The following is a 21,043-nucleotide window of genomic DNA, read 5'->3' on the forward strand; positions in this document are numbered from 1 at the left end:
GGCGCTCCTCAACGTCCGTCGCCGACGCGGCGCCGCGCCGGCGCCGCCGCCAGGCGTTCGATGTCGGCCAGGATCTGCGCGGGCGTGATGGTTTCGCCATCGAGCCGCTGCAGGCCTTGCACCGCCGGCCCGTGGCCGCACAGCCGTTCGACCTCGAGCAACAACTGCCCGGCGTTCAATTCGGGCACCAGCACCGTGTGCGCGTGCCGTGCGGCGGCCGCCAGGGCCCTTTCCGGAAACGGCCACAGCGTGATGGGCCGCAGCAGGCCGGCGGCGATGCCACGCGCACGTGCCGCATGCACGGCGTGGGTCGCGGCGCGCGCGCTGATGCCATAGGCCACCACCAGCACCTCGGCGTCATCGCATTCGATGCATTGCCATTGCTCGATGGCGTCGCGGTGCCGCTCGGTCTTGCCGAGCAGGCGTTCCATGATGCGCGCCACGCGCGCCGGGTCCTGGGTCGGGAAGCCGCTGGCATCGTGGGTGAGGCCGGTGGTGTGGGTGCGGTAGCCGTCGCCGGGACGCGCCATCACCGGGATGCCGTGTTCATCGGGCGCATAGGGCTGGTAGCTTTCGCGCGGGCCGCTGGCGAAGCGTCTTTCGATCATCGGCGCGTGGTCGTCACCGTCGATATCGACGGTTTCGACCAGGTGGCCCAGCACTTCGTCATACAGCACCACCACCGGAATGCGAAAGCGCTCGGAGAGTTCGAAGGCCTTGCGCGTCTGTGCGTGGATCTCCGGCACCGAGGCCGGGCTCAACACGATGATCGGATGATCGCCATGGGTGCCCCAGCGCGCCTGCATCACGTCGCCCTGCGCGGGGCGCGTCGGCATGCCGGTACTCGGGCCGCCGCGCATCACGTTCACCACCACGCACGGGATCTCGGCGGCGCTGGCGTAACCGAGATTCTCCTGCTTCAGGGAAAAGCCCGGGCCGCTGGTGGCGGTCATGGCGATGGCGCCGCCCATGGCCGCGCCGACCACCGCCGCCATCGAGGCGATTTCGTCTTCCATCTGGATGAACACGCCGCCGAGCTTGGGCAGTTCGGCGGCCATGGTCTCGGCGATCTCGGTCGAGGGCGTGATGGGATAGCCGGCGTAGAAACGGCAGCCGGCGGCGATGGCGGCCAGTGCGCAGGCGCGGTTGCCTTGCAGGTTGACGGCCTTGGCGCTGGAACTCATGCGGGCACTACCTCGCTTGCTGCAACAAGGTTGACCTTGATGGCGAAGTCCGGGCACAGCCATTCGCAGATATGGCAGCCGGTGCACAGCGCGGCATCGGTCAATTCCACTTTCTGCTCTTCATTCAAACGCAGGCACAGTTCCGGGCACATCTTCACGCAGATGTCGCAGCTCTTGCACCAGGCGGGGTTGATGTCCAGCGCGATGCTGTCGACGACCGCTGCCGGCTTGCTCGCGGGCGCGCTGCGCGGCGCCTCGAGCGGCGCGCCGTCATGCACGCGTTCGGCCCAGGCGCGCCCCGCATCCAGCGCTTCGAGATTGGTGGCGACGGTGGCGGCGGGCACGAATTCGGCGATCACGCGCCGCCATTCCTCGGCCGGGAAATCGAGGGTGGTGGACAACACGCCGAGCAGCACGGTGTTGGCGACCCGCGCGTTGCCCAGCGCCAGCGCCATGCCTTCGGCATCGAGCGCGTAGAGATTGGGCACATGGGCGGCGACTTCGGCGATGCGCGTATCGGGGTAGGCGAGCGTCGCGCCACGGCGTCTGTCGATGCAGCCGAACGGCGGCACGATGCGCTTGGTGTCGACGATCAGGCTGCCACTGACCGGATTCAAATACGGCAGCCAGCGCAGGCCTTCGGCCCATTCCAGCGCCACCACCACGTCGGCTTCGCCGAGCGCGATGGTCGGCGCCCACACTTCGGCGCCGAAACGCACGTGGCTGAACACCGAGCCGCCGCGCTTGGCCATGCCGTGCACTTCGCTCTGCTTGATCTCCAGGCAATGCAACTGCGCGATGCGCGCCATGACCTTGGACACCATGATCACGCCCTGGCCGCCGACGCCGACCACCAGCACATTGGTCGGGCGCGCCGTCTCGGATTGCGCGCCGAATACCGGTTCGAGCGTCGCCCTCATGGGCTCGCCTCGATGGCGCCGCACACCAGGCCATCGGTCGGGCACACCTGCACGCACATCGAGCAGCCTATGCACAGCGCCTGGTCGATTTGCACCTTGTGCCGCCCTTCGTGGAGTTCATCGCTCCAGGTGATGGCCGGGCAGCCGAGATTCATGCACGACTGGCAGGCGGTGCAGGCCTCCGCGTTCACGCGGAACGGCGTGCCCTTGATCTTGACCGGGTCGAGCACGCAGGGGCGGTCCGAGATCACCACCGCCACGCCGTCGTATTCCATCGCTTCGCGCAGGGTCTGGTGACCGACCGCGAGATCGTAGGAGTCGATGCGTTTGATCCAGGTGACGCCGGCCGCGCGGCAGATGGCCTCGTAATCGACCTTGTGCGTGGCATCGCCGCGCAAGGTCTTGCCGGTGCCGGGATGATCCTGGCCGCCGGTCATGGCCACCGTGCGGTTGTCGAGCAGCAGCACGGTGATGTTGGCCTGGTTATAGACCGCGTCGATCAGCGCGGGTATGCCGCCGTGCAGGAAGGTCGAATCGCCGATGGTGGCGACAATCGGTTTGCGCTCGGCGCCGGACAGCGACATGCCGACCGCGTTGCCGATGCTGGAACCCATCGATACGCAAGTATCCATGGCCGCCAACGGCTTCAAGGCGGCGAGGGTGTAGCAGCCGATGTCGCCGGTCACGCGCGCATCGTCACCGCGCAGGCCGTGGTAGCTGCCGATGTGCGGGCAGCCGGCGCACAGCACCGGCGGGCGCACCAGCGGCGCGAAAGGCGCGGGCGCCACGGCCGGGCGTGCCGCCAGGATGCCGGCCGCGACGAAGCCTTCGCGCACGTTTTCCGCCGACAGTTCGCCGATGCGCGTGAAAAATTCCTTGCCGTGCGCGTCTATGCCCATGGCGCGCACCTCGGTTTCGATGATCGATTCTAGCTCTTCGACCACGAACACCCGCTCGACCTGCGCGCAGAAGTCACGAATGGCGTCGCGTGCCAGCGGATAGGAGGAGGGCAGCTTCAGCACGCTCGCCTCGGGCAGCACCTCCTTCACATAGACATAGGCCATGCCGACCGTGATGACGCCGACCTTGGCGCTGCGCATTTCGCGGCGCGTGAGCTTTGATGCGCTAAACCAGGCTTCGAGCTTCTTCTCGCGTTCGATGATGCGCGGCCGCTGGCGGCGCGACAGGCTGGGCATGATGACATTGCGCTCCGGCTCCTCGCGGAACGGCTTGGGCGGCACTTCGCGGCGCGCTCCGACCCGCACCGGCGCACGGGTGTGGGACAGGCGCGTGGTGCTGCGCACGATCACCGGCGTATCGAATTCTTCGCTGAGATCGAAGGCGAGGCGGGTGTATTCCAGCGCTTCCTGGGCGTCGGCCGGTTCCAGCACCGGCACCGTGGCGAGGCGCGCGTAAAGGCGTGTGTCCTGCTCGGTCTGGGAACTGTGGATGCCGGGGTCGTCGCAGATGGCCAGCACCAGGCCGCCGTGCACGCCGATGTAGGCCTGCGACAGCAGCGCGTCGGCGGCGACGTTGAGACCGACGTGCTTGGCGGCGGTCAGCGCCCGCACGCCGCAGTAGCTGGCGCCGATGGCGACGTCGAGCGCGACTTTTTCGTTGGTCGACCACTGCGCGTGCAGATCTTCGCGCGGGTAGGTGGCGAGGTTTTCCAGGATCTCGGTCGAGGGCGTGCCGGGATAGGCGCTGGCGAGGCGTACGCCCGCTTCCCAGGCGCCGCGCGCGATGGCCTCGTTGCCGGTCATGGGCCTGACCTCCGGCCCGGGCGTCGTCGCCTCCACCACCTTCGCCACGCTGCTCATGAACTCCCCCTGTCGCCAAACTTGCGCCCACGGCCCCAACGCCGCGTCGTCAATGTCACCCGCGGTCGGGGGCCACGATTTGATATGGGTCAATCGGCGTCGCCGCCTCACGCGCCGCCGCTAAAGTTTCAACCGCTCGATCCGCTACAGGTTGTCCAATCTCAAAGGCAGCCATGATGGTCGAACACAACGAGGAATTCCTGACCCCCGCCGAGGTCGCCAACCTGCTCGGCGTTGCGCCGGTGACGGTGCGCGCCTGGGCCAACAAGGGCCTGTGCGCCGATCGCATCACGCCCGGCGGACACCGCCGCTTCGCCCGCCACGAGGTCGAGCGCTTCGCGCGCGAGCGTGGCATTCCGTTTGCCGCCGGCAGCGGCGGCGGCGCGGCACGCACGCTGGTGGTCGATGACGACCCGCAGATCCGGCGGCTGCTGTGTGAATTCCTCGAGACCCACGGCGTCGAGACGGCGATTGCCGGCGATGGCTTCGAGGCGGGCTTCAAGGTCGCCACCTTTCATCCCACCGTGGTCCTGCTCGACCTTAAAATGCCGGGCATGGACGGCCTCGAAGTCTGCCGTCGCATCAAGGCCGACCCCGCCACCCGCACCACCCGCGTGGTGTTCCTGTCGGGCTATATGAACAGTGAAACGCGTGAGGCGATGCGTGTCGCCGGCGCGGAACTGTGCCTGGAAAAACCCCTGGACATGGCGTTGCTGGCCAGCCACCTGGAACTGGGTGGAGCTGCACGGGTGGCCGACAACCTTCGATGACAAGTTTGCGATGACTGAATACACCGCGCCCCTGCCGCGCTGGCGACCGGCGCTGGCCTTGTACCAGCTGCTGGCGCGCTATCCGATGCGCGTGACGTTTCCGATCATCATCGGCGCGGGCTTCGCGCTGCTGATGATTGACACCTACGTGCACGAGGTGCAGACCAATCGCCGCCACGCGCTGGAGCAGATGACGTCGCGGGTCGTGTCCGGTTCGCGTGAGCTGGCGGCGCAACTGTCTCACGGCTTGCTGGGGCAGCACGAGGGTGACATCGAGGCCGCCTTCGAGGCGCTGAGGCAGGACGCGGACCTCGACGCCGCGGTGCTCGTCGATGCCGACGGCAAGGTGCTGGCCGCCCATAACGCGCAGGCAGCGGGCGGCGCGTTCGAGCCGGTGCCCTTCGGTCTCATCGAGACCATGGCGCCGGGCGCCGTGAGCAAGGTGCACGGGGCGCGGCTGTATTCCGTGGTGCCGGTATTGGCGCACGCCGTCGATGGGCAGCCGGCCCGGGAAATCGCACGCCTGTACCGACGCGACGATACCTCGACGTCGCTGCGCGCGGCCAGCGCGCTGGCGCGCTCCGAAGCGCTGCGTCATGGCCTCGAGATCGGTGGGGTGCTGTTGTTGATGTGGTGGCTGGGTGATCGCGTCCACCGCGCGCGTCTCACCACCATCGAGAACGCCGCGCGCGCCGTCACGGCCGGTGACTTCGGCGTGCGCATCTCGCTCACCGGCAACGATGAGCTCGCGCAGCTTGCACGCGCCTTCAACGACATGCTGGGTCGCATCGAGGTCGAACGCGGCAAGGTCATCGAGCAGTCGCAGGCGCTGGCCGTCACCAACGCCGAACTCGACTCCCTGCGCAACGCGCTCGATGCCCATGCGATCGTGTCGGTCACCGACGAGTTCGGCGACATCGTGCATGCCAACGACAAGTTCTGCGAGATCAGCGGCTACACCCGCGAGGAACTGCTGGGCCAGAACCATCGACTGCTGAAATCCGGTGTGCATGGCGAGGAAACCTATCGGCAGCTGTGGAACTCGATACTCGATGGTCATGCCTGGCACGGTGTGCTGCAGAACCGACGCAAGGACGGCACGCCCTACTGGGTGCAATCCAGCATCCTGCCGCTGGCCGGCAATGGCGCGCGGCACGGCGGCTTCATTTCGCTGCGCACCGACATCACCGAACGCGAACGTCTGCGCCTGGCGCTCGACCGCCTGGCGCGTACCGATATTCGCGAAGACCCGTTCGATACCTTTGCCGAGGCGCTGGCCTATGGCATCGACGCCACGGTCGCGGGCGTGGTGCGCTTCGTCGAGAACAATCAGCGCCAGCGGCTGCTGGGCAGCTGGCCGCGCCGCGATGATCCCGTGGAAAGCGAGGTGCTGGGCAGCGCGGCCGCGATCCGCGACGGCGCGCCGGGCTTCAGCCAGTGTTCGTGCCTGGCCAGCCTGTTCCCCGATGATCCGCTGCTGATCGGCCACGACTGCGAGTGCCTGTTCGCCGAACCGATAGTGAACCTGGCCGGCGATCCGATAGGCATGCTGTACGCACTGCGCCGCTGCCGTCCCAGCGACGAGGCCAGCACGCGGGCGCTGCTCGGCACGGTGGCGCGCCGCGCGGCGGCCGAGATCCAACGTCAGTCCATGGAGCGCGCCCAGGCGCGCCAGCAGCAATGGCTGGAATTCGTCGTCAATGGCGCGGCGGCGGGCGTGTGGGACTGGGATCTCACCACCGATGCCGTGCAGTACAACGAAAACTGGGCGGGCATGCTCGGCTACACGCTGGCCGAGCTCACGCCCCATGTTGAAACCTGGAAACGGTTCATCCACCCGGACGACGCCGAGTTCGCCATTGCGGCGGTCGCGGCGCACATTGCCGGCGGCACGCCGCACTACGAGTCCGAACACCGGTTGCGCACCCGCGAAGGCGACTACATCTGGGTGCTCGACCGCGGCACCGTCACGGCGCGCGCGCCGGACGGACGGCCCTTGCGCATGTCGGGCGTGCATATCGACATCACCCACCTCAAGCGCGCCCAGGCCGCCCTGCAGGCCGAGCAGCAACGCATGCAACTGGTACTGGACAACGTGCCCATCGGCCTGTGGGAACTCGATCTCACCTCGGACGAGGTGCGTACCTCCAGCCAATGGCTGGCGCGGCTCGGCATTGCCAATGCCGATCAGCCGCAGTCCCGGCGAGCGTGGGCAAAAATCATTCATCCCGACGACCACGAGCACGTGCGCCAGGCCTTCGGCGCCTACCTGCGCGGCGAGGCGCCCAGCTACTTGGTCGATTTCCGCATCGCCGTTCCCGACGGCGGCTGGCATTGGGTCATGAGTCGCGGCGTCGTTTCCGGGCGCGACGAGAGCGGTCGCCCGCTGCGCATGACCGGTGTGCACGTCGATATGCAGGACCAGCGCGATGCCGAGGATCACCTGCGTGAAAGCGAAGCACAGCTGCAGCTGGTGATCCAGGCCGGCAATCTCGGCGTGTGGGACTGGCAGATCGATCGCGACGATTTCACGCACAACTCGCACATGGCGAGCATGCTCGGCTACGACGCCGACGAACTGCCAAGCCACGCCGCATGGCTGGCTCTGATCCACCCGGAGGACGATCACGCCAGCCGCGTGGCCATGATCGCGCACCTCGCCGGACGCACTTCGTTCTTCGACAGCGAGATCCGTTTGCGCACGCGGGGTGGTGAATGGAAATGGGTGGCAACGCGCGGCCAGGTGGTCGAACGCGGCGCCAACGGTCGCGTCTTGCGCATGATTGGCATCCATATCGACATCAATGACAGGAAGCTGGCCGAGGCCGCGCTGGTCAACAGCGAGGCGCGCCTGCGCGCGGTGCTGGATAATTCGCCGAGCGGCATCTTCTGGACCGACGACAAGGGCAGCCTGCAATACCTCAATGCCTCGCTGAGGAAAAATTTTGGCCTCGCGCCCGATCAAGGCATGGGCGACACCTGGCTGGAGTTCGTCCACGTGGATGACCAGCAGCGCGTGCGCTCGACCTGGAGAGCGTTCGTGACGGGCGACGCCCAGGCCTACGACATCGAGTATCGCTACACGCTGCCGACCATCGGCGTGCGCGTGGTGCATGTACGCGTGGCGCGTACGTTCGGCACCGGCGACGCACTGGGCTTCGTCGGTACGCTGGAAGACATCACCGAGGCGCGCGCCCAGGAAGCGGAGCACGAGCGCTTGCGCCTGCAGATCCAGCAGGCCCAGAAGATGGAGGCGGTCGGCCAGCTGGCGGGCGGCATCGCCCACGACTTCAACAACATCCTTGCCAGCGTGATTGGCTTCGGCACCCTGGCGCGGCAACGTTACGCCCAGGACCCGGGCAGCAAGCTCGCCGAGTATCTCGATGCCGTGCTGACCGCCGGCGAACGCGGGCGCGAGGTGGTGGCCAAGATGCTGGCCTTCAGCCGCGCCGCGCCCAGCGGCCAGGCGCAGGCCATCGAGCCGGTGGCCGTGGCGCGCGAAGTGACGCACCTGCTCAGCACCATCATTCCGTCCAGCATCGAGTTCAAACTGGCGGTGCCCGACAACGTGCCGCCGATCGCGATAGACGCCGTGGAGCTGCACCAGGTGCTGGTCAACCTGGTGGTCAATGCCCGCGACGCGGTCGACAGTCACGGCCACATCGTGATCCGCATCGACGACGTCGCCACCTATCACGACCGGTGCACGGCCTGCCAGGCGAACGTGGACGGCGAATTCGTCGCCATCTCGGTCAGCGATGATGGCGCCGGCATGGATGCCGCGACGCTCACGCGCATCTTCGACCCGTTCTACACCACCAAGGAAGTGGGCAAGGGCAGTGGCATGGGCTTGTCGGTGGTGCACGGCATCATGCATCGCGCCGATGGCCACATCCTGGTGCGCTCGACGCCCGGCGCCGGCACCGAATTCGTACTGCTGTTCCGCCCCGCCCACGCCGTGCCCAAGAGCCATGCCATCGATGCCCAGCGCGCGGCGCCGGTCGACGGCCTGCGCGTGCTGGTGGTGGACGATGAACCCTTGGTGCGCAACTTCGTCAGCGAGCTGTTGCTGGGCGAGGGCGCGCAGCCGACGCTGGCCGCCAATGGCCTGGAAGCACGCACCCTGTTCGCCGCGCGGCCGCAGGACTTCGACGTGGTGTTCACCGATCAGACCATGCCCGGTCTGACCGGGCTGGAACTGACCTCGGCCTTGCGCAAGGTGCGCGCCGATGTGCCGGTGGTGCTGTACAGCGGTTACACCGACGCCGCGACGCGCGAAGTGGCGCGTGCCGGTGGCGTGGTGTTCCTGGGCAAGCCGGCCGAACCGCAGGCCGTGCTGCAGGCCTTGGAGAGCGCTTCGCGCCGCGCGGCCGGTTGATTGTCGATGGGTCGAGTCGCGCGCGGCGCTTCAGGCCGCCACGCGCGCCTTGACCAGCGACGTCAGGTGCGTGACCAGCGTCGCCAGCTCTTCGCGAAATTGCCCGAGCAAGCGCTCGACCTCGGCGCTGTCACCATCCGCGGCCAACCGTTCCTCGAGCTCAGCCGCCAACGCTTGCGCGCGCGCGGCGCCGACATAGCCCAGCACGCCCTTGGCGGTATGCGCGTGGCGCACCGCATCGGACTGCGCGGCGGCAGCCAGGCTCGCGGCGATGTCTTCGGCGCTGCCGGCGCCACGGCTCAGAAACTGGTTCAGCGTGCGCAAGTAAAGTGATTCGCGGCCACCCAGGCGCCGCAGCGCGGCGGCGATATCCACGCCCGGTACTTCGACCGAGGCCAAGTCCGGCAAGCTTGCGTCGAGCGCGGCCGCGGGCGGCGGTGCGGCGGCAAGCTCGACGGTGACGCGCGCGCGCGCGCCGACGATGCGCTCGACCGTCGCGTACAGCGCTTCGGGATCGATGGGCTTGACCAGGTGCTCGTTCATGCCGACCGCGTAGCAACGCTCGCGCGCCTCGGCCATGGCATGGGCGGTCATGGCGATGATCGGCAGTTTCTCGAAATCCGGCCAGGCGCGGATGCGACGCGTCGCTTCGTAGCCGTCCATCTCCGGCATCTGGATATCCATCAACACGCAATCGAAGGCCGCCGCGCCGCGTGCTTCGAGGTACTCGACCGCGATGCGACCGTTGACCGCGGTTTCGACCAGGGCGCCGGCATCGCTGAGCAGCGTGACCGCTATCTGCTGGTTGATCTCGTTGTCTTCGACCAGCAACACGCGCACACCGGCCAGGCGTTCAGAAAGTTCGGCGGCCTCGGCGGCCTGTGCGCGGCCATGCACCGAGTCACCCTCCTGGGCATACAGCGCGAGGATCGATTGGAGCAGGTCGTTGGTGCTGAGCGGTTTGACCAGGAAGCCATCCATGCCGGCGCGCAGCGCCCGTTTGCGCAGGTCGGCATCGTCGAAGGCGGTCAGCATGACGATGCGGCTGCGCGCGGTCAGGGTGGCGTCGCGCTTGATCATCTCGGTGGCTTCGATGCCGTCGATGTCGGGCATGCGCCAATCCATCAGCACCAGGTCGAATGGTGCGTTGGCGGCGGTGGCGTCGTGCATCATGGTCAGCGCCACGCGCCCGTCCTCGGCGCATTGCGCATGACAGCCGAGTGCCTGCAGCATCTCGCCCACCACCTGCCGACACAGCGCGTGATCATCGACCACCAGCACGCGCAGGGCGCGCAACCAGTCGGGCGCCCGCAGCGGTGCCTGGTCAGCCGCGAGTTTGAGCCGCAGGTCGAAGCGGAACGTGCTGCCCACGCCCTCGCTGCTTTCGCACACGATGTCGCCGCCCATCATGCCGACCAGGCGCTTGCAGATCGCAAGTCCGAGGCCGGTGCCGCCATAGCGCCGGGTATGGGAGGAATCCGCCTGGGCAAAGGACTGGAACAGTTCGGCGACCTGGCGCGGATTGAGGCCGATGCCGGTGTCGGCCACGGCGATTTCCAGCTGTACCTCGCCGTCGTGCTGGGCGAGCATGCGAATGCGCAGATGGATCTCGCCCGCGTGGGTGAACTTGATGGCATTGGTCATGAGGTTGAGCAATACCTGCTGCACGCGCAGCGGGTCGCCACGCAGCGCCTGCGGCACGCCGGGCGGATTGTCGATGACCAGCAGCAGGCCCTTTTCACGCACCCGCAGACCCAGCATGCCCACCACGTTGGCGACCACCTGGTCGAGGCGGAACGGCACCTCCTCGAGCTCCAGCTTGTCGGCTTCGATTTTCGAAAAATCGAGAATGTCGTTGACGATGCCGAGCAAGGCGCCGCCGGCGGTATGGATCTTCTGCAGGTAGTCGCGGGTCTGTGGCGGCGGGTCGTTCTTCAGCGCGAGGTGCGCAAGGCCGATCACGGCATTCATGGGCGTGCGAATTTCGTGGCTCATGTTGGCGAGGAAATCGGCCTTGGCGCGCGTCGCGCCCTCGGCTTTCTCGCGCGCTTCGATCAACAGCGCCTCGTTGGTCAGGCGTTGGCTGGCGTCGCGTATCACGCCGATGAACAACGTGCCGTCGCCGTTGCTGCCACGGCTGGCGGCGAGGTCGACCTTGATGTCCGTGCCATCGGCGCGTCGCATGCCGATCTCACGCACCGCGCCGGCGCCTGATTCGGCGTGCAGGGCGAGGAAGTCGAAATGCCCGGAATCCGGCACTACCTGCGCCACGTTGGCGCCCACCAGGCCGCCTTCGGGGTAGCCGAGAATACGCTCGGCGGCGCGATTGGCATCGATGATGGCGCCATCGGGCCGGGCCACCAGGATGCCGTCACTGGCGGTGTCGAAGACCAGCCGTGTGCGCAGTTCGGCGGCCGCGCGCTCGCGTTCGGCGCGGCGCTGAGCGGTGAGGTCGCGGCCAACGCCGCGGTAACCGCGGAACACGCCGTCGATGCCGAAGGTCGGCACGCCGCTGACCTGCATCACCACGTCCACGCCCAGGGCATTGGTGAATTGCAGCTCGAAATTGTGGAACGGTTGGCGCGCGGTGACGATGGCGCGCTGCTCGCGCCACGCGGCGTGGTTGGCCGGCACCCCGGCCGGCGGCACCAGGTAGTTGCAGACTTTACCGATGAGTGTGTCCGGCGCCAGGCCGATGACCGGCGCACAGCCCTCCGACAGGTAGGTGTAGCGCAGATCCGCGTCGGTTTCCCACAGCATTTCGGTGGCGGCCTGCACGAAATCGCGGAAGCGTTGCGCGCCTTCGCGGCTGCGCCCGGTCTCGGCCTTCAACTCGGCGGTGCGGGCCAGCACGCGCTGTTCCAGTTCGTCGTTCAGGCGCCGGATCTCGGCTTCGCGATCTTCCCGCTCACCGAGTTTGACGCGCAGGATTTCGAGCGCGTTGAACACGCTGTCGAACTCTTCCTCGACGTGGTGTTGCTGCTGGAAGGCGGACAGGTCGCCGGCCGCGAGTCGGTCCAGCACACGGCGTGAGGATTCGATGGGCTTCATCAGCCGCCGGCTCAACAGCACGCCGCTCACCAACAACAACAGGGTGGTGACCGACAGCGTGATCTTGACCGAGCGGGCCGCCGCCTCGATGGATGCAAAGGCGCTCTGGTGCGGGGTGGTCAGCATCACGGTCCAGCCCGAGATCCGCTCGCTCGATTGGTCGTCGTATTGCAGTGTGCGGCTGGCGGCGATGCCGTAGATCGGCCTGTCGCCCGACAACGCGGCGACGGGCGGACGCTTCTCGTGATTGGCGAGCAGCACTTCGCTGGTCGCCGCATCGACCAGCGGCGGATTGCGTGTCACCGGGTTGGGCCGCTTGTCGTCGTAGATGACGTGCTGCGTCTGGTCGATGACCGTAACGGCGATATGGTGCTTGTGCACGCTGTCCCACGATGCCTTGGTGTCGGCAATGACGGCCACCACGCGCTCGAAATCCATGACCCGTGCGACCACGCCCAGCGCTTGCCCGTCAGCGCCCGTCACCGCGCGCGCGATGACCATGCCGAGACGCTCGGCGCCGGCGGCGCCGGGCAGCAGGTGGCGCTCGGGGCCGGCGAGAATGCTCGCGCCGCTGGTGCGCAGCGCTTCGAGGTACCAGGATTTGCGCGCAATGGCGGCGCTGTCGAGACCATCATTGGCATCGCTTTCGAGTCCGGCGCTGGCCAGCACCTCGCCGCTCGGAGCCAAAAGCAAGAGGGCATCGTGGCTGCCTTCGCCCTGCATGCGTGCCTTCATTTCGCTGGAGAAATGCCAGCGTAAATGCGGCGTGTCGCCACCGTCGGCGAGCGCCGCGAGCGACAGCGCCAGGGCGTCCAGGTCGCGCCGCTCCCCCAGCAGGGTATGGTCTATATCGTCGAGCAGGTTACGCGCGCCGACGTCGAAGTAAGCCTGCGTCTCGGCACTGTAGATGTCACCGAGGTCGCGATAGGTGTAGAGGACGAGCATGCCCGGCACGAGGCCGAAGGCACACAGGGCAAGGACGATGCGTGTTCTCAAGTTCATGCCCGCTTAGCGGCAAATCACCACCTTTCTTGATGAAATCGGCGCCGTGCCGCTCAAGCCCGGCGGCGTGCTGCCGCTAGTGCCTGGTTGACGTTGCGCGCGCACGGGCCGGGCGCGACCACGAATCGACCATCAAAGAGGCGCTGCATGAACTCCACTCCCCGCATCCTGGCTATCGACGACGAACCCTTGTTTCTCGAAATCATCAGCGAATTGCTCGACGACAGCGGTTACGAGGTAGAAACGGAGGAATGCAGTCTCACCGCCTGGCAGCGTCTCAAGGCCGCGCCGCATGCCTTCGATATCCTGCTGCTCGACTGGCAGATGCCGGAGTTGAACGGCTTGGAGCTGCTGCGCCGAATCAAGGCCGACGACGAGCTCAAGCACCTGGCGGTGGTGATGCAGACCGCGCTGTCGGACAAGGCCCATGTCGCCGAGGGCTTGTCGGCCGGCGCGTTCTACTACCTCGTCAAGCCCTTCGAGCAGCAGGAACTGCGCGCCATCGTCGACGCGGCAGTGGCCGACCTGCGCCGCGAGCATGAACTCACCAGCCGTCTCGAAGCCGATCGCCGTGCGCTCGGCGCCTTGCATCACGCCGAGTTCCGCATCCGCACCATGGAAGAGGCGCGTGAACTCGGCATTTTCATCGCCAATACCTGTCCGGAATCGCAGCGCGTGGTGCTGGGCCTGACGGAATTGCTGGTCAATGCCGTCGAGCATGGCAACCTGGAGCTGAGCTACGAGGACAAGAGCCGGCTGATGGAAGCCGGACGTCTGCATGACGAGATCGCCCAGCGCCTGCGCGACCCGCGCTATGCGGCGCGCGCGGTCGCCATCGACTATCGGCGCCGCGAGGACAGCGTCGAGATCACCATCACCGATGAGGGCCCGGGCTTCGACTGGCATCGTTATCTCGATTTCGATCCCGAGCGTGCATTCCATTCCCACGGCCGCGGCATTGCGATGGCGCGCAAGCTGAGCTTCGACCATCTCGACTATCGCGGCCGCGGTAACGAAGTGTTCGTTTCGATGCAGTTCGCCAAGCCGCAGGGCGCGACGACGGCCGCCATCGCCGCCTGAGGGCATCACGCCCGGCGCCTGAACGACTCGCGGGTGGCCGTACCCCGCGCCTAGAATGCCTGACGCGCGCGGAACGTCCGCGCGTGCCCTGCAAGGCGCGAGGAGATGGCCGTGCACAGCGAGCAGTCCGACAATTTCAGCCGTTTCGCGCTGGGAGAGCCCTTGCCGTCGTGGTCGGTGACGGCGGTCAACGACGCGGTCGACAGCGGCAATCCCATCCACGATGACAGCGCTGCGCAGGCCTATGGCTTCGGCGCCGGCCTGGTGCCCGGCGTCACCACCTACGGCTACCTGCTGCATCCGCTGCTGGCGACCTTCGGCCTCGACTTCCTGCGTCGCGGTGCCAGCGACATCCGCCTGCGCAGTCCCATCCATGCCGGCGAGCAACTCGAGGTTGCGGCCAGCCTCAGTGCCGCGTCGCCGAGTGCCGTGAGTATCACCCTCGAAGTCACCAATCGCCGCGGCCAGCAGTGCGCGCTCGGTGTCGCGCATCTGCCGGCGCCGTCCGCCATCGACCGCGCGCCACCCGAGCACGCACGTCTGCCGATGCCGCGTCGCGCGGCCACGCCCGCGGCACTGCGCGCCGAGCCCTTGCTCGGCACGCTGGAGGTTGTGCAGTCACGCGGGGAAGCGGCGGACTTTGCGCGTGCCGCCATGGACGAGCTGGCCTGCTACGACGACATCGTGCATCCGGCCTGGCTGCTGCGGCAGGCCAATATCCTGGTCGACCGCAGCGTCGCGGTCGGCGCTTGGGTGCATACCGCCAGCCAGGTGCGGCACCTCGGCACCGCGCAGCCCGGCGAACTCATCACGGTACGCGGGCAGGTGGTGGCGCTGTACGAGCGCAAGGGCCATGACTACGCCGACATCGATATCCATATCGAAGGCAGGCAGCCACTGATGCGCGTGCTGCACACGGCTATTTACCGCCTGGCGGATTCCTCGCGGCCCTGATTTCGCCGCGGCGCTGTTCGGCCGCGGCGTCGCGTGTCGACGCAAGCAACGTCGGCGCGTGGGGCTTGACCTCGTCGCTGATTCCCCGCCGAATAGGCGCCCCGAATCCACAAGGACAGAACCGTGCCCGCAGGCAGCCTGTTGGCTTTGCTCGACGACATCACGACGGTGCTCGACGATGTCAGTGTCATGACCCAGATGGCGGCCAAGAAGACCGCTGGCGTGCTGGGCGATGACCTGGCCTTGAATGCGCAGCAGGTCGCCGGCATCGCCGCCGATCGCGAATTGCCGGTGGTGTGGGCGGTGGCCAAGGGCTCGTTCCGCAACAAGCTCATCCTGGTGCCGGCCGCGCTGGCCATCAGCGCGTTCGCGCCGTGGGCGGTCACGCCGCTGTTGATGGTGGGCGGCGCCTACCTGTGTTTCGAAGGTTTCGAAAAGCTCGCCCATCGTTTCCTGCACAGCGCCGGTGAAGACGCCGCCGAGCACGCGCAGCTGCTCGAGGCGGTGGCCGACCCGACTGTCGACATGCTGGCCTTCGAGCGCGACAAGATAGTCGGCGCGGTGCGCACCGATTTCGTGCTGTCGGCGGAGATCATCGTCATCTCGCTCGGCACGGTGGCGAGCGCGCCGTTCATGCAGCAACTGTCGGTGTTGTCGGCGGTGGCGCTGTTGATGACCGTCGGCGTGTACGGTTTCGTCGCCGCCATCGTCAAACTCGATGACGCCGGTCTGTATCTCAACGCCAAACCGTCGTCCGCCGCCCGCGCGCTCGGCCGTGCGCTGTTGGTGGCGGCTCCAGCCTTGATGAAATTCCTGGCGGTGGCCGGCACCGCCGCGATGTTCATGGTCGGCGGCGGCATCGTCATGCATGGCGTGCCGCTGCTCGGCCATGTCGGCCATGCGCTGGCGGCCTGGGGCGAGGCCCTGCCGGTGGTGGGTGGCGTGCTGCACGTGATGCTGCCTTTGCTGTGCGATGCACTGGCCGGCGTGCTGACCGGCGCCCTGGCCCTGGCCGGCGTGTCGCTGGCGACGCGCGCGCTGGCGCGACTGCGTGGTCGCGATTGATGATCCTGCCGCGCTCCTCGCCGGGCGCCCGACTCCAATTTTCAAACCAACGAGGAAACCGCCGTGGATGAAGCCGCCAAGAAAACCGCTTTACGCATGATCCCCTATGGTCTTTACGTGTTGACCAGCGCCAACGCGCAAGGCGAAGTCGCCGCCGCCACCGTCAACTGGGTGACGCAGACCGCTTTCAAGCCGCCGCTGGTGGTGGTGGGGGTGAAGACCGATTCCGGCGCGCATGAAATCATCAAGCAGTCGCGTCATTTCGCGCTCAACGTGCTGGGCAAGGATCAGTCGGGTCTCGCCTTCGCGTTCTTCAAGCCCGCCGAGCGCGACGGTCACACCGTCAACGGCGAGCATTTCCATTTCGGCGTGAGTGGCGCACCGCTGCTGGACAGCGCCGCCGCCACCATCGAATGCCGTCTGACGGACACGGTCGAGAACGGTGACCACTCGGTGTTCATCGGTGAAGTGATCGATGCCAGCGTGAAGGAAGCGCCGGCCGGCCGCCCGGACGATGTGACCTTGACCCTCAAGGACCTCGGCGAGAAGGTGTTTTACGGCGGTTGACAGTCTGTATTGTGGGTCAGGCTTCAGCCTGACATCGAGTGCCGACTGTGCTTCGAATGTCAGACTGAAGTCTGACCCACAAGTCGTTTACGCCCCTTGCAGCACCGTGTGCAGTTCGAACGTCGCCAACGCAAGCATGCCGAGCAGGCCGAGATACCAGCAGCCGTAGTTGACGCGGGTCGCGAGCGGTATGTCGTAGTAGCCCGCCGGTCGCCCGCCGTCGCCGCGCAGGCTGGCGAGCAATTGCGGAGCGGCCATGATGGCGATGAGGATCAACATCGGGCTCGGCCGCCACATGAACAGTGCGATGAGCAGTGGCGCGCCTATCCACCAGATTTTCGGCGATATCACGCCGACGATGCGCCCGCCGTCGAGCGGCGAGATCGGCAGCATGTTGAACAGGTTCAACATGAAGCCGGCATAGGCCAGCGCCAGCAGCAGGTCGCTGCCCTGGGCACGCGCCAAGAGGTAACAGGCAACGGCGCCGAGCGTGCCGGCGAGCGGGCCGCCGAGACCGACATAGGCCTCGGTCTCGGCGTCATGCGGCAGCGACTTCATTTGAATCCAGGCGCCGACGAAAGGAATGAAGGTCGGTGCGCCGACGTCGAGGCCACGCCGCCGCGCGGCGATGTAATGCCCCATCTCGTGGACCAGTATGAGGGCGACGAAGCCCGCCGCGTAGAGCCAGCCGAACACGAACGAATAGGTGATGACCGACAGCGCCATGGTGCCGCAGGTGAGCAGCACCTTGCCGAGCTTGCCGGCGCCGAGCAGCAGCATGAGCGCTTTGATCAAGTGATGAATTCCGCGTGAGGGGACAGCGCGGCACTGTGCCGAGCAGCGCGCGGCACGTCAATGCGCGCACCACGCCGTGCGCGGCGCACGCGGGCGGCACCCTTGATCGGGCGGGGCGGCGGCGAGACGCGCGCGGTTATACTTCGGCCCTTGTTGCAGCACGCGAGTACCGACATGACGAGCCGCCGACTTCTTATCGTCAACCGTGGTGAAGTGGCCTTGCGCATCATGCGCAGCGCCGCCGAGATGGGCTATCACACGGTCGCGGTGTACAGCGATGACGATGCCGACAGCCTGCACGTGACGCGCGCCGACAGTGCGCTGCGCATTGCCGGTCGCGGCGCGGCGGCCTATCTCGATGCCGGCGCGATCGTCGAACAGGCGGTGGCGGCGCAGTGTTGGGGCGTGCATCCCGGCTATGGATTCCTCGCCGAGCAGGCGCGCTTCGGCGCGGCCTGCGAAGCGGCGGGGCTGACTTTTGTCGGGCCAACGCCGACCCAGCTCGCGCTGTTCGGCAACAAGCTCGCGGCCCACGATCTCGCGCGCCAGTGCAAGGTGCCGACCTTGCCTGCCTCCAGTGCGCTGGCGTCGGCGCCGGCCTTGGCGGATTTCCGCGCCGGCCAGGGCGCCGCGGTGGCGGTGGTGATCAAGGCCGCCGCCGGCGGCGGCGGGCGCGGCATGCGCGTGGTGGCGCCGGGCGCCGACGGCGCGGCGCTGTGGGCGGCCTGCACCTCCGAGGCGCTGGCGGCTTTCGGTGACGGCAGCGTCTACGCCGAGCGCTATATCGCCAACGCGCGTCACATCGAAGTGCAGGTGCTGGGCGACGGCCGTGGCGCCGTGACCCACCTGTGGGAACGCGACTGCTCGACCCAGCGCCGTCATCAGAAGCTGATCGAGATTGCCCCGGCGCCGCATCTCGACGCCGAGACCCGCGATGCGCTGCTCGACGCCGCGCTGCGCATGGCGCGCCACGCCAACTATCGTGGCCTCGGCACCTTCGAATTCCTGCTCGACGCCGACAACGGCGAGTGGTTCTTCATCGAGGCCAATGCGCGCCTGCAGGTCGAGCACACGGTGACGGAAGAAGTGCTGGGCCTCGATCTCGTGGCGCTGCAATTGCGCATTGCCAATGGCGCGAGCCTGGCCGAGCTCGGCATGGATCAGCCACCCGCCGCGCCGCGCGGTTACGCGGTGCAACTGCGCATCAACGCCGAAGTGCTCGGTGACGACGGCACGCCGCGTCCGGCCAGCGGCCGCATCACGCGCTTCGAAGCGGCCACCGGCCCTGGCATACGCGTCGACAGCGCCGCGCGCCGCGGCTACGCGCCGAGCCCGGCCTTCGATTCATTGCTGGCCAAGCTCATCGTGCACACTGGCGGCGACTTCAGCCAGCTGCTGGCGCGCGCGCGCCGTGCCGCCTCTGAATTCGTGATTGAAGGCATCGCCACCAACCTGCCGCTGCTGCAGGCGGTGCTGGCCGAGCCGGCGCTCGCCAGCGGCGCGCTCAACACCACCTACGTCGAACAGCACGGCGCGGCGCTGATGCGCGCGGCCAGTGCCTTTGAACGTGACGAAGGCGAGGTGACGGAAGTGGCGGGCGCCGCGCGCAGCGCGGTGACGGCGCCGCCGGGCTCGACGCTGGTGGTGGCGCCGATGCGTGCCAGCGTCATCAGCATCGACGTGGCGCCCGGTGCGACGGTCAGGCGCGGCCAGCAACTCGCGGTGTTGGAAGCGATGAAGATGCATCACGTGGTGGCGGCCAGCGCCAGCGGCACCATCACCGGCATCGTGGTGGGCGTCGGCGACGTGCTCGACGAAGGCGAAGCGCTGGCGTTTCTCGCCATCGATGCCCATGCCGACGATCGCGAGGAAGTGACGCAGGACATCGATCTCGATGCCACGCGCGGCGACCTCGAGGAAGTGCGCGCCGCGCACGCCTTGACGCTCGACGCCGCGCGCCCCGAGGCGGTGGCCAAGCGCCGCAAGCTCGATGCGCGCACCGCGCGCGAGAACGTTGCCGACCTGTGCGACCCCGACAGCTTCATCGAGTACGGTGCACTCGCCATCGCCGCGCAGCGTCGCCGTCGCAGCGTCGAGGATCTCATGAAGAACACGCCGGCCGACGGCATGATTGCCGGCTTCGGCACCGTCAATGCCGCGCTGTTCGGCGCCGACCACACGCGCTGCGCGGTGATGGCCTACGACTACACGGTGCTGGCCGGCACCCAGGGCCATCACAACCACAAGAAGAAAGACCGCCTGTTCGAGATCGCGGCGGAGTGGAAGACGCCCATCGTGTTCTTCACCGAGGGCGGTGGTGGCCGGCCCGGCGATGTCGACACCGACGAGCTGTGCATGAGCTGGCTGGATCTGAAAACCTTCGCGACCTGGCCCAAGCTGTCGGGCGTGGCGCCGCGCATCGCTGTCAACGCCGGCCGCTGTTACGCCGGCAACGCCGTGATCTTCGGCTGCGCCGACGTCACCATCGCCACCGCCAATTCGAACATCGGCCTGGCCGGCCCGGCCATGATCGAAGGCGGTGGCCTGGGTAAGTTCAAGCCCGAGGACATCGGTCCCATCGACGTGCAGACCGCCAATGGCGTGGTCGACATCGCCTGCGCCGATGAACGCGAAGCGACCGCCGCCGCGCGCCAGCTGCTGGGCTATTTCCAGGGTGTGTCACCGCAGTGGACGGCGGTCGATCAGCGTCGCCTGCGGCATTTGATCCCGGAGAATCGACTGCGCGTGTACGACGTGCGCACCGTCATCCACGCACTGGCCGACGAAGGCTCGGTGCTGGAGCTCAGGCCGCATTACGGCGTTGGTCTTTTGACCTGTTTCATTCGCATCGAAGGCCAGCCGTTCGGCCTCATCGCCAACGATCCGCGCCATCTCGGCGGCGCCATCGACGGTGACGGCGGCGAGAAGGGCGGGCGCTTCCTGCAGCTGTGCGATGCCTACAACGTGCCGGTGATCTCGCTGTGCGACACGCCCGGCTTCATGGTCGGCCCGGACAGCGAGAAGACCGCCGCGGTGCGGCGCGGCTCGCGTCTCATCATCGCCAGCGCCAACCTGCGCGTGCCCTTGTTCTGCATCGTGTTGCGCAAGGGCTATGGTCTCGGCGCACAGGCGATGTGCGGCGGCAGCACCCACCAGTCCTTCTTCACCATCGCCTGGCCGACCGCCGAGATGGGCCCCATGGGCCTCGAAGGCGCGGTGGAACTCGGCTTCCGCAAAGAACTCGAGGCGACGCCCGATGCCGCCAGCCGCAAGGCGCTGTTCGATGAACTCGTGGCGCACATGTACACCAAGGGCAAGGGGGTGTCGGTCGCGTCGGTGTGCGAGATCGACGCGGTTATCGATCCCGCCGAGTCGCGCGCCTGGCTGCTGCGCGGCCTGCGCGCCGCCGGCCGGGAACGACGCGAGCCGCGACGCTTCGTGGATGTGTGGTAGGTCG

General features: G+C 67.5%; 12 protein-coding genes. 7 read left to right on the plus strand and 5 right to left on the minus strand.

Annotation, left to right across the window (positions count from 1 at the left end; all coding sequences use genetic code 11):
• Positions 1–8: 8 nt before the first annotated feature.
• From IPM80_23655 to iorA, 3 genes are read right to left on the minus strand one after another with little or no spacing between them, the layout of a single operon-like run.
• Complete coding sequence (locus tag IPM80_23655; GenBank protein MBK8961340.1) at positions 9–1,184, minus strand: 2-oxoacid:acceptor oxidoreductase subunit alpha; 1,176 nt, start codon at positions 1,182–1,184, stop codon at positions 9–11.
• The gene (locus IPM80_23660) at positions 1,181–2,104 is read right to left on the minus strand and encodes a 2-oxoacid:acceptor oxidoreductase family protein (protein MBK8961341.1); all 924 of its coding nucleotides are present in this window, start codon (positions 2,102–2,104) and stop codon (positions 1,181–1,183) included. Before IPM80_23660 ends, IPM80_23655 begins: the two co-directional genes overlap by 4 nt.
• Positions 2,101–3,924: an indolepyruvate ferredoxin oxidoreductase subunit alpha gene (iorA, locus tag IPM80_23665; protein MBK8961342.1), complete on the minus strand. Its 1,824-nt coding sequence runs from the start codon at positions 3,922–3,924 to the stop codon at positions 2,101–2,103. Before iorA ends, IPM80_23660 begins: the two co-directional genes overlap by 4 nt.
• 173 nt (positions 3,925–4,097) lie before the next feature.
• Between iorA and IPM80_23670 the strand changes: the two genes are divergently transcribed.
• Together IPM80_23670 and IPM80_23675 are read left to right on the plus strand one after the other, a co-directional pair.
• The gene (locus tag IPM80_23670; GenBank protein ID MBK8961343.1) at positions 4,098–4,694 is read left to right on the plus strand and encodes a response regulator; all 597 of its coding nucleotides are present in this window, start codon (positions 4,098–4,100) and stop codon (positions 4,692–4,694) included.
• 10 nt (positions 4,695–4,704) lie between these two features.
• On the plus strand, positions 4,705–9,072 hold the full coding sequence (locus IPM80_23675) for a PAS domain-containing protein (GenBank protein ID MBK8961344.1): 4,368 nt from the start codon (positions 4,705–4,707) through the stop codon (positions 9,070–9,072).
• Between the two features lie 30 nt (positions 9,073–9,102).
• Here IPM80_23675 and IPM80_23680 read toward each other — a convergent pair whose 3' ends face one another.
• On the minus strand, positions 9,103–13,125 hold the full coding sequence (locus IPM80_23680; protein ID MBK8961345.1) for a response regulator: 4,023 nt from the start codon (positions 13,123–13,125) through the stop codon (positions 9,103–9,105).
• Positions 13,126–13,272: 147 nt separating this feature from the next.
• On the opposite strand from IPM80_23680, the gene IPM80_23685 reads away from it, so the two are divergent.
• From IPM80_23685 to IPM80_23700, 4 genes are all read left to right on the plus strand, one after another.
• Positions 13,273–14,205 (plus strand): response regulator, encoded by a 933-nt coding sequence (locus tag IPM80_23685; GenBank protein ID MBK8961346.1) that lies wholly within the window; start codon positions 13,273–13,275, stop codon positions 14,203–14,205.
• Positions 14,206–14,310: 105 nt separating this feature from the next.
• Positions 14,311–15,159, plus strand: a complete 849-nt coding sequence (locus IPM80_23690; GenBank protein MBK8961347.1) for a hypothetical protein — start codon at positions 14,311–14,313, stop codon at positions 15,157–15,159.
• Between the two features lie 123 nt (positions 15,160–15,282).
• A complete protein-coding gene (locus IPM80_23695; protein MBK8961348.1) occupies positions 15,283–16,224 on the plus strand; it encodes a DUF808 domain-containing protein in 942 nt (313 codons plus the stop codon).
• Between the two features lie 63 nt (positions 16,225–16,287).
• On the plus strand, positions 16,288–16,791 hold the full coding sequence (locus tag IPM80_23700) for a flavin reductase family protein (GenBank protein ID MBK8961349.1): 504 nt from the start codon (positions 16,288–16,290) through the stop codon (positions 16,789–16,791).
• Between the two features lie 87 nt (positions 16,792–16,878).
• On the opposite strand, the gene IPM80_23705 is transcribed toward IPM80_23700, so the two are convergent.
• Entirely contained in the window at positions 16,879–17,586 is a 708-nt protein-coding gene (locus tag IPM80_23705) for a site-2 protease family protein (protein ID MBK8961350.1), read from the minus strand.
• 174 nt (positions 17,587–17,760) lie between these two features.
• On the opposite strand from IPM80_23705, the gene IPM80_23710 reads away from it, so the two are divergent.
• A complete protein-coding gene (locus tag IPM80_23710) occupies positions 17,761–21,039 on the plus strand; it encodes a carbamoyl-phosphate synthase large subunit (GenBank protein MBK8961351.1) in 3,279 nt (1,092 codons plus the stop codon).
• Positions 21,040–21,043 lie beyond the last annotated feature (4 nt).

The sequence above is a fragment of the Pseudomonadota bacterium genome (assembly GCA_016719885.1).
Taxonomy (GTDB): domain Bacteria; phylum Pseudomonadota; class Gammaproteobacteria.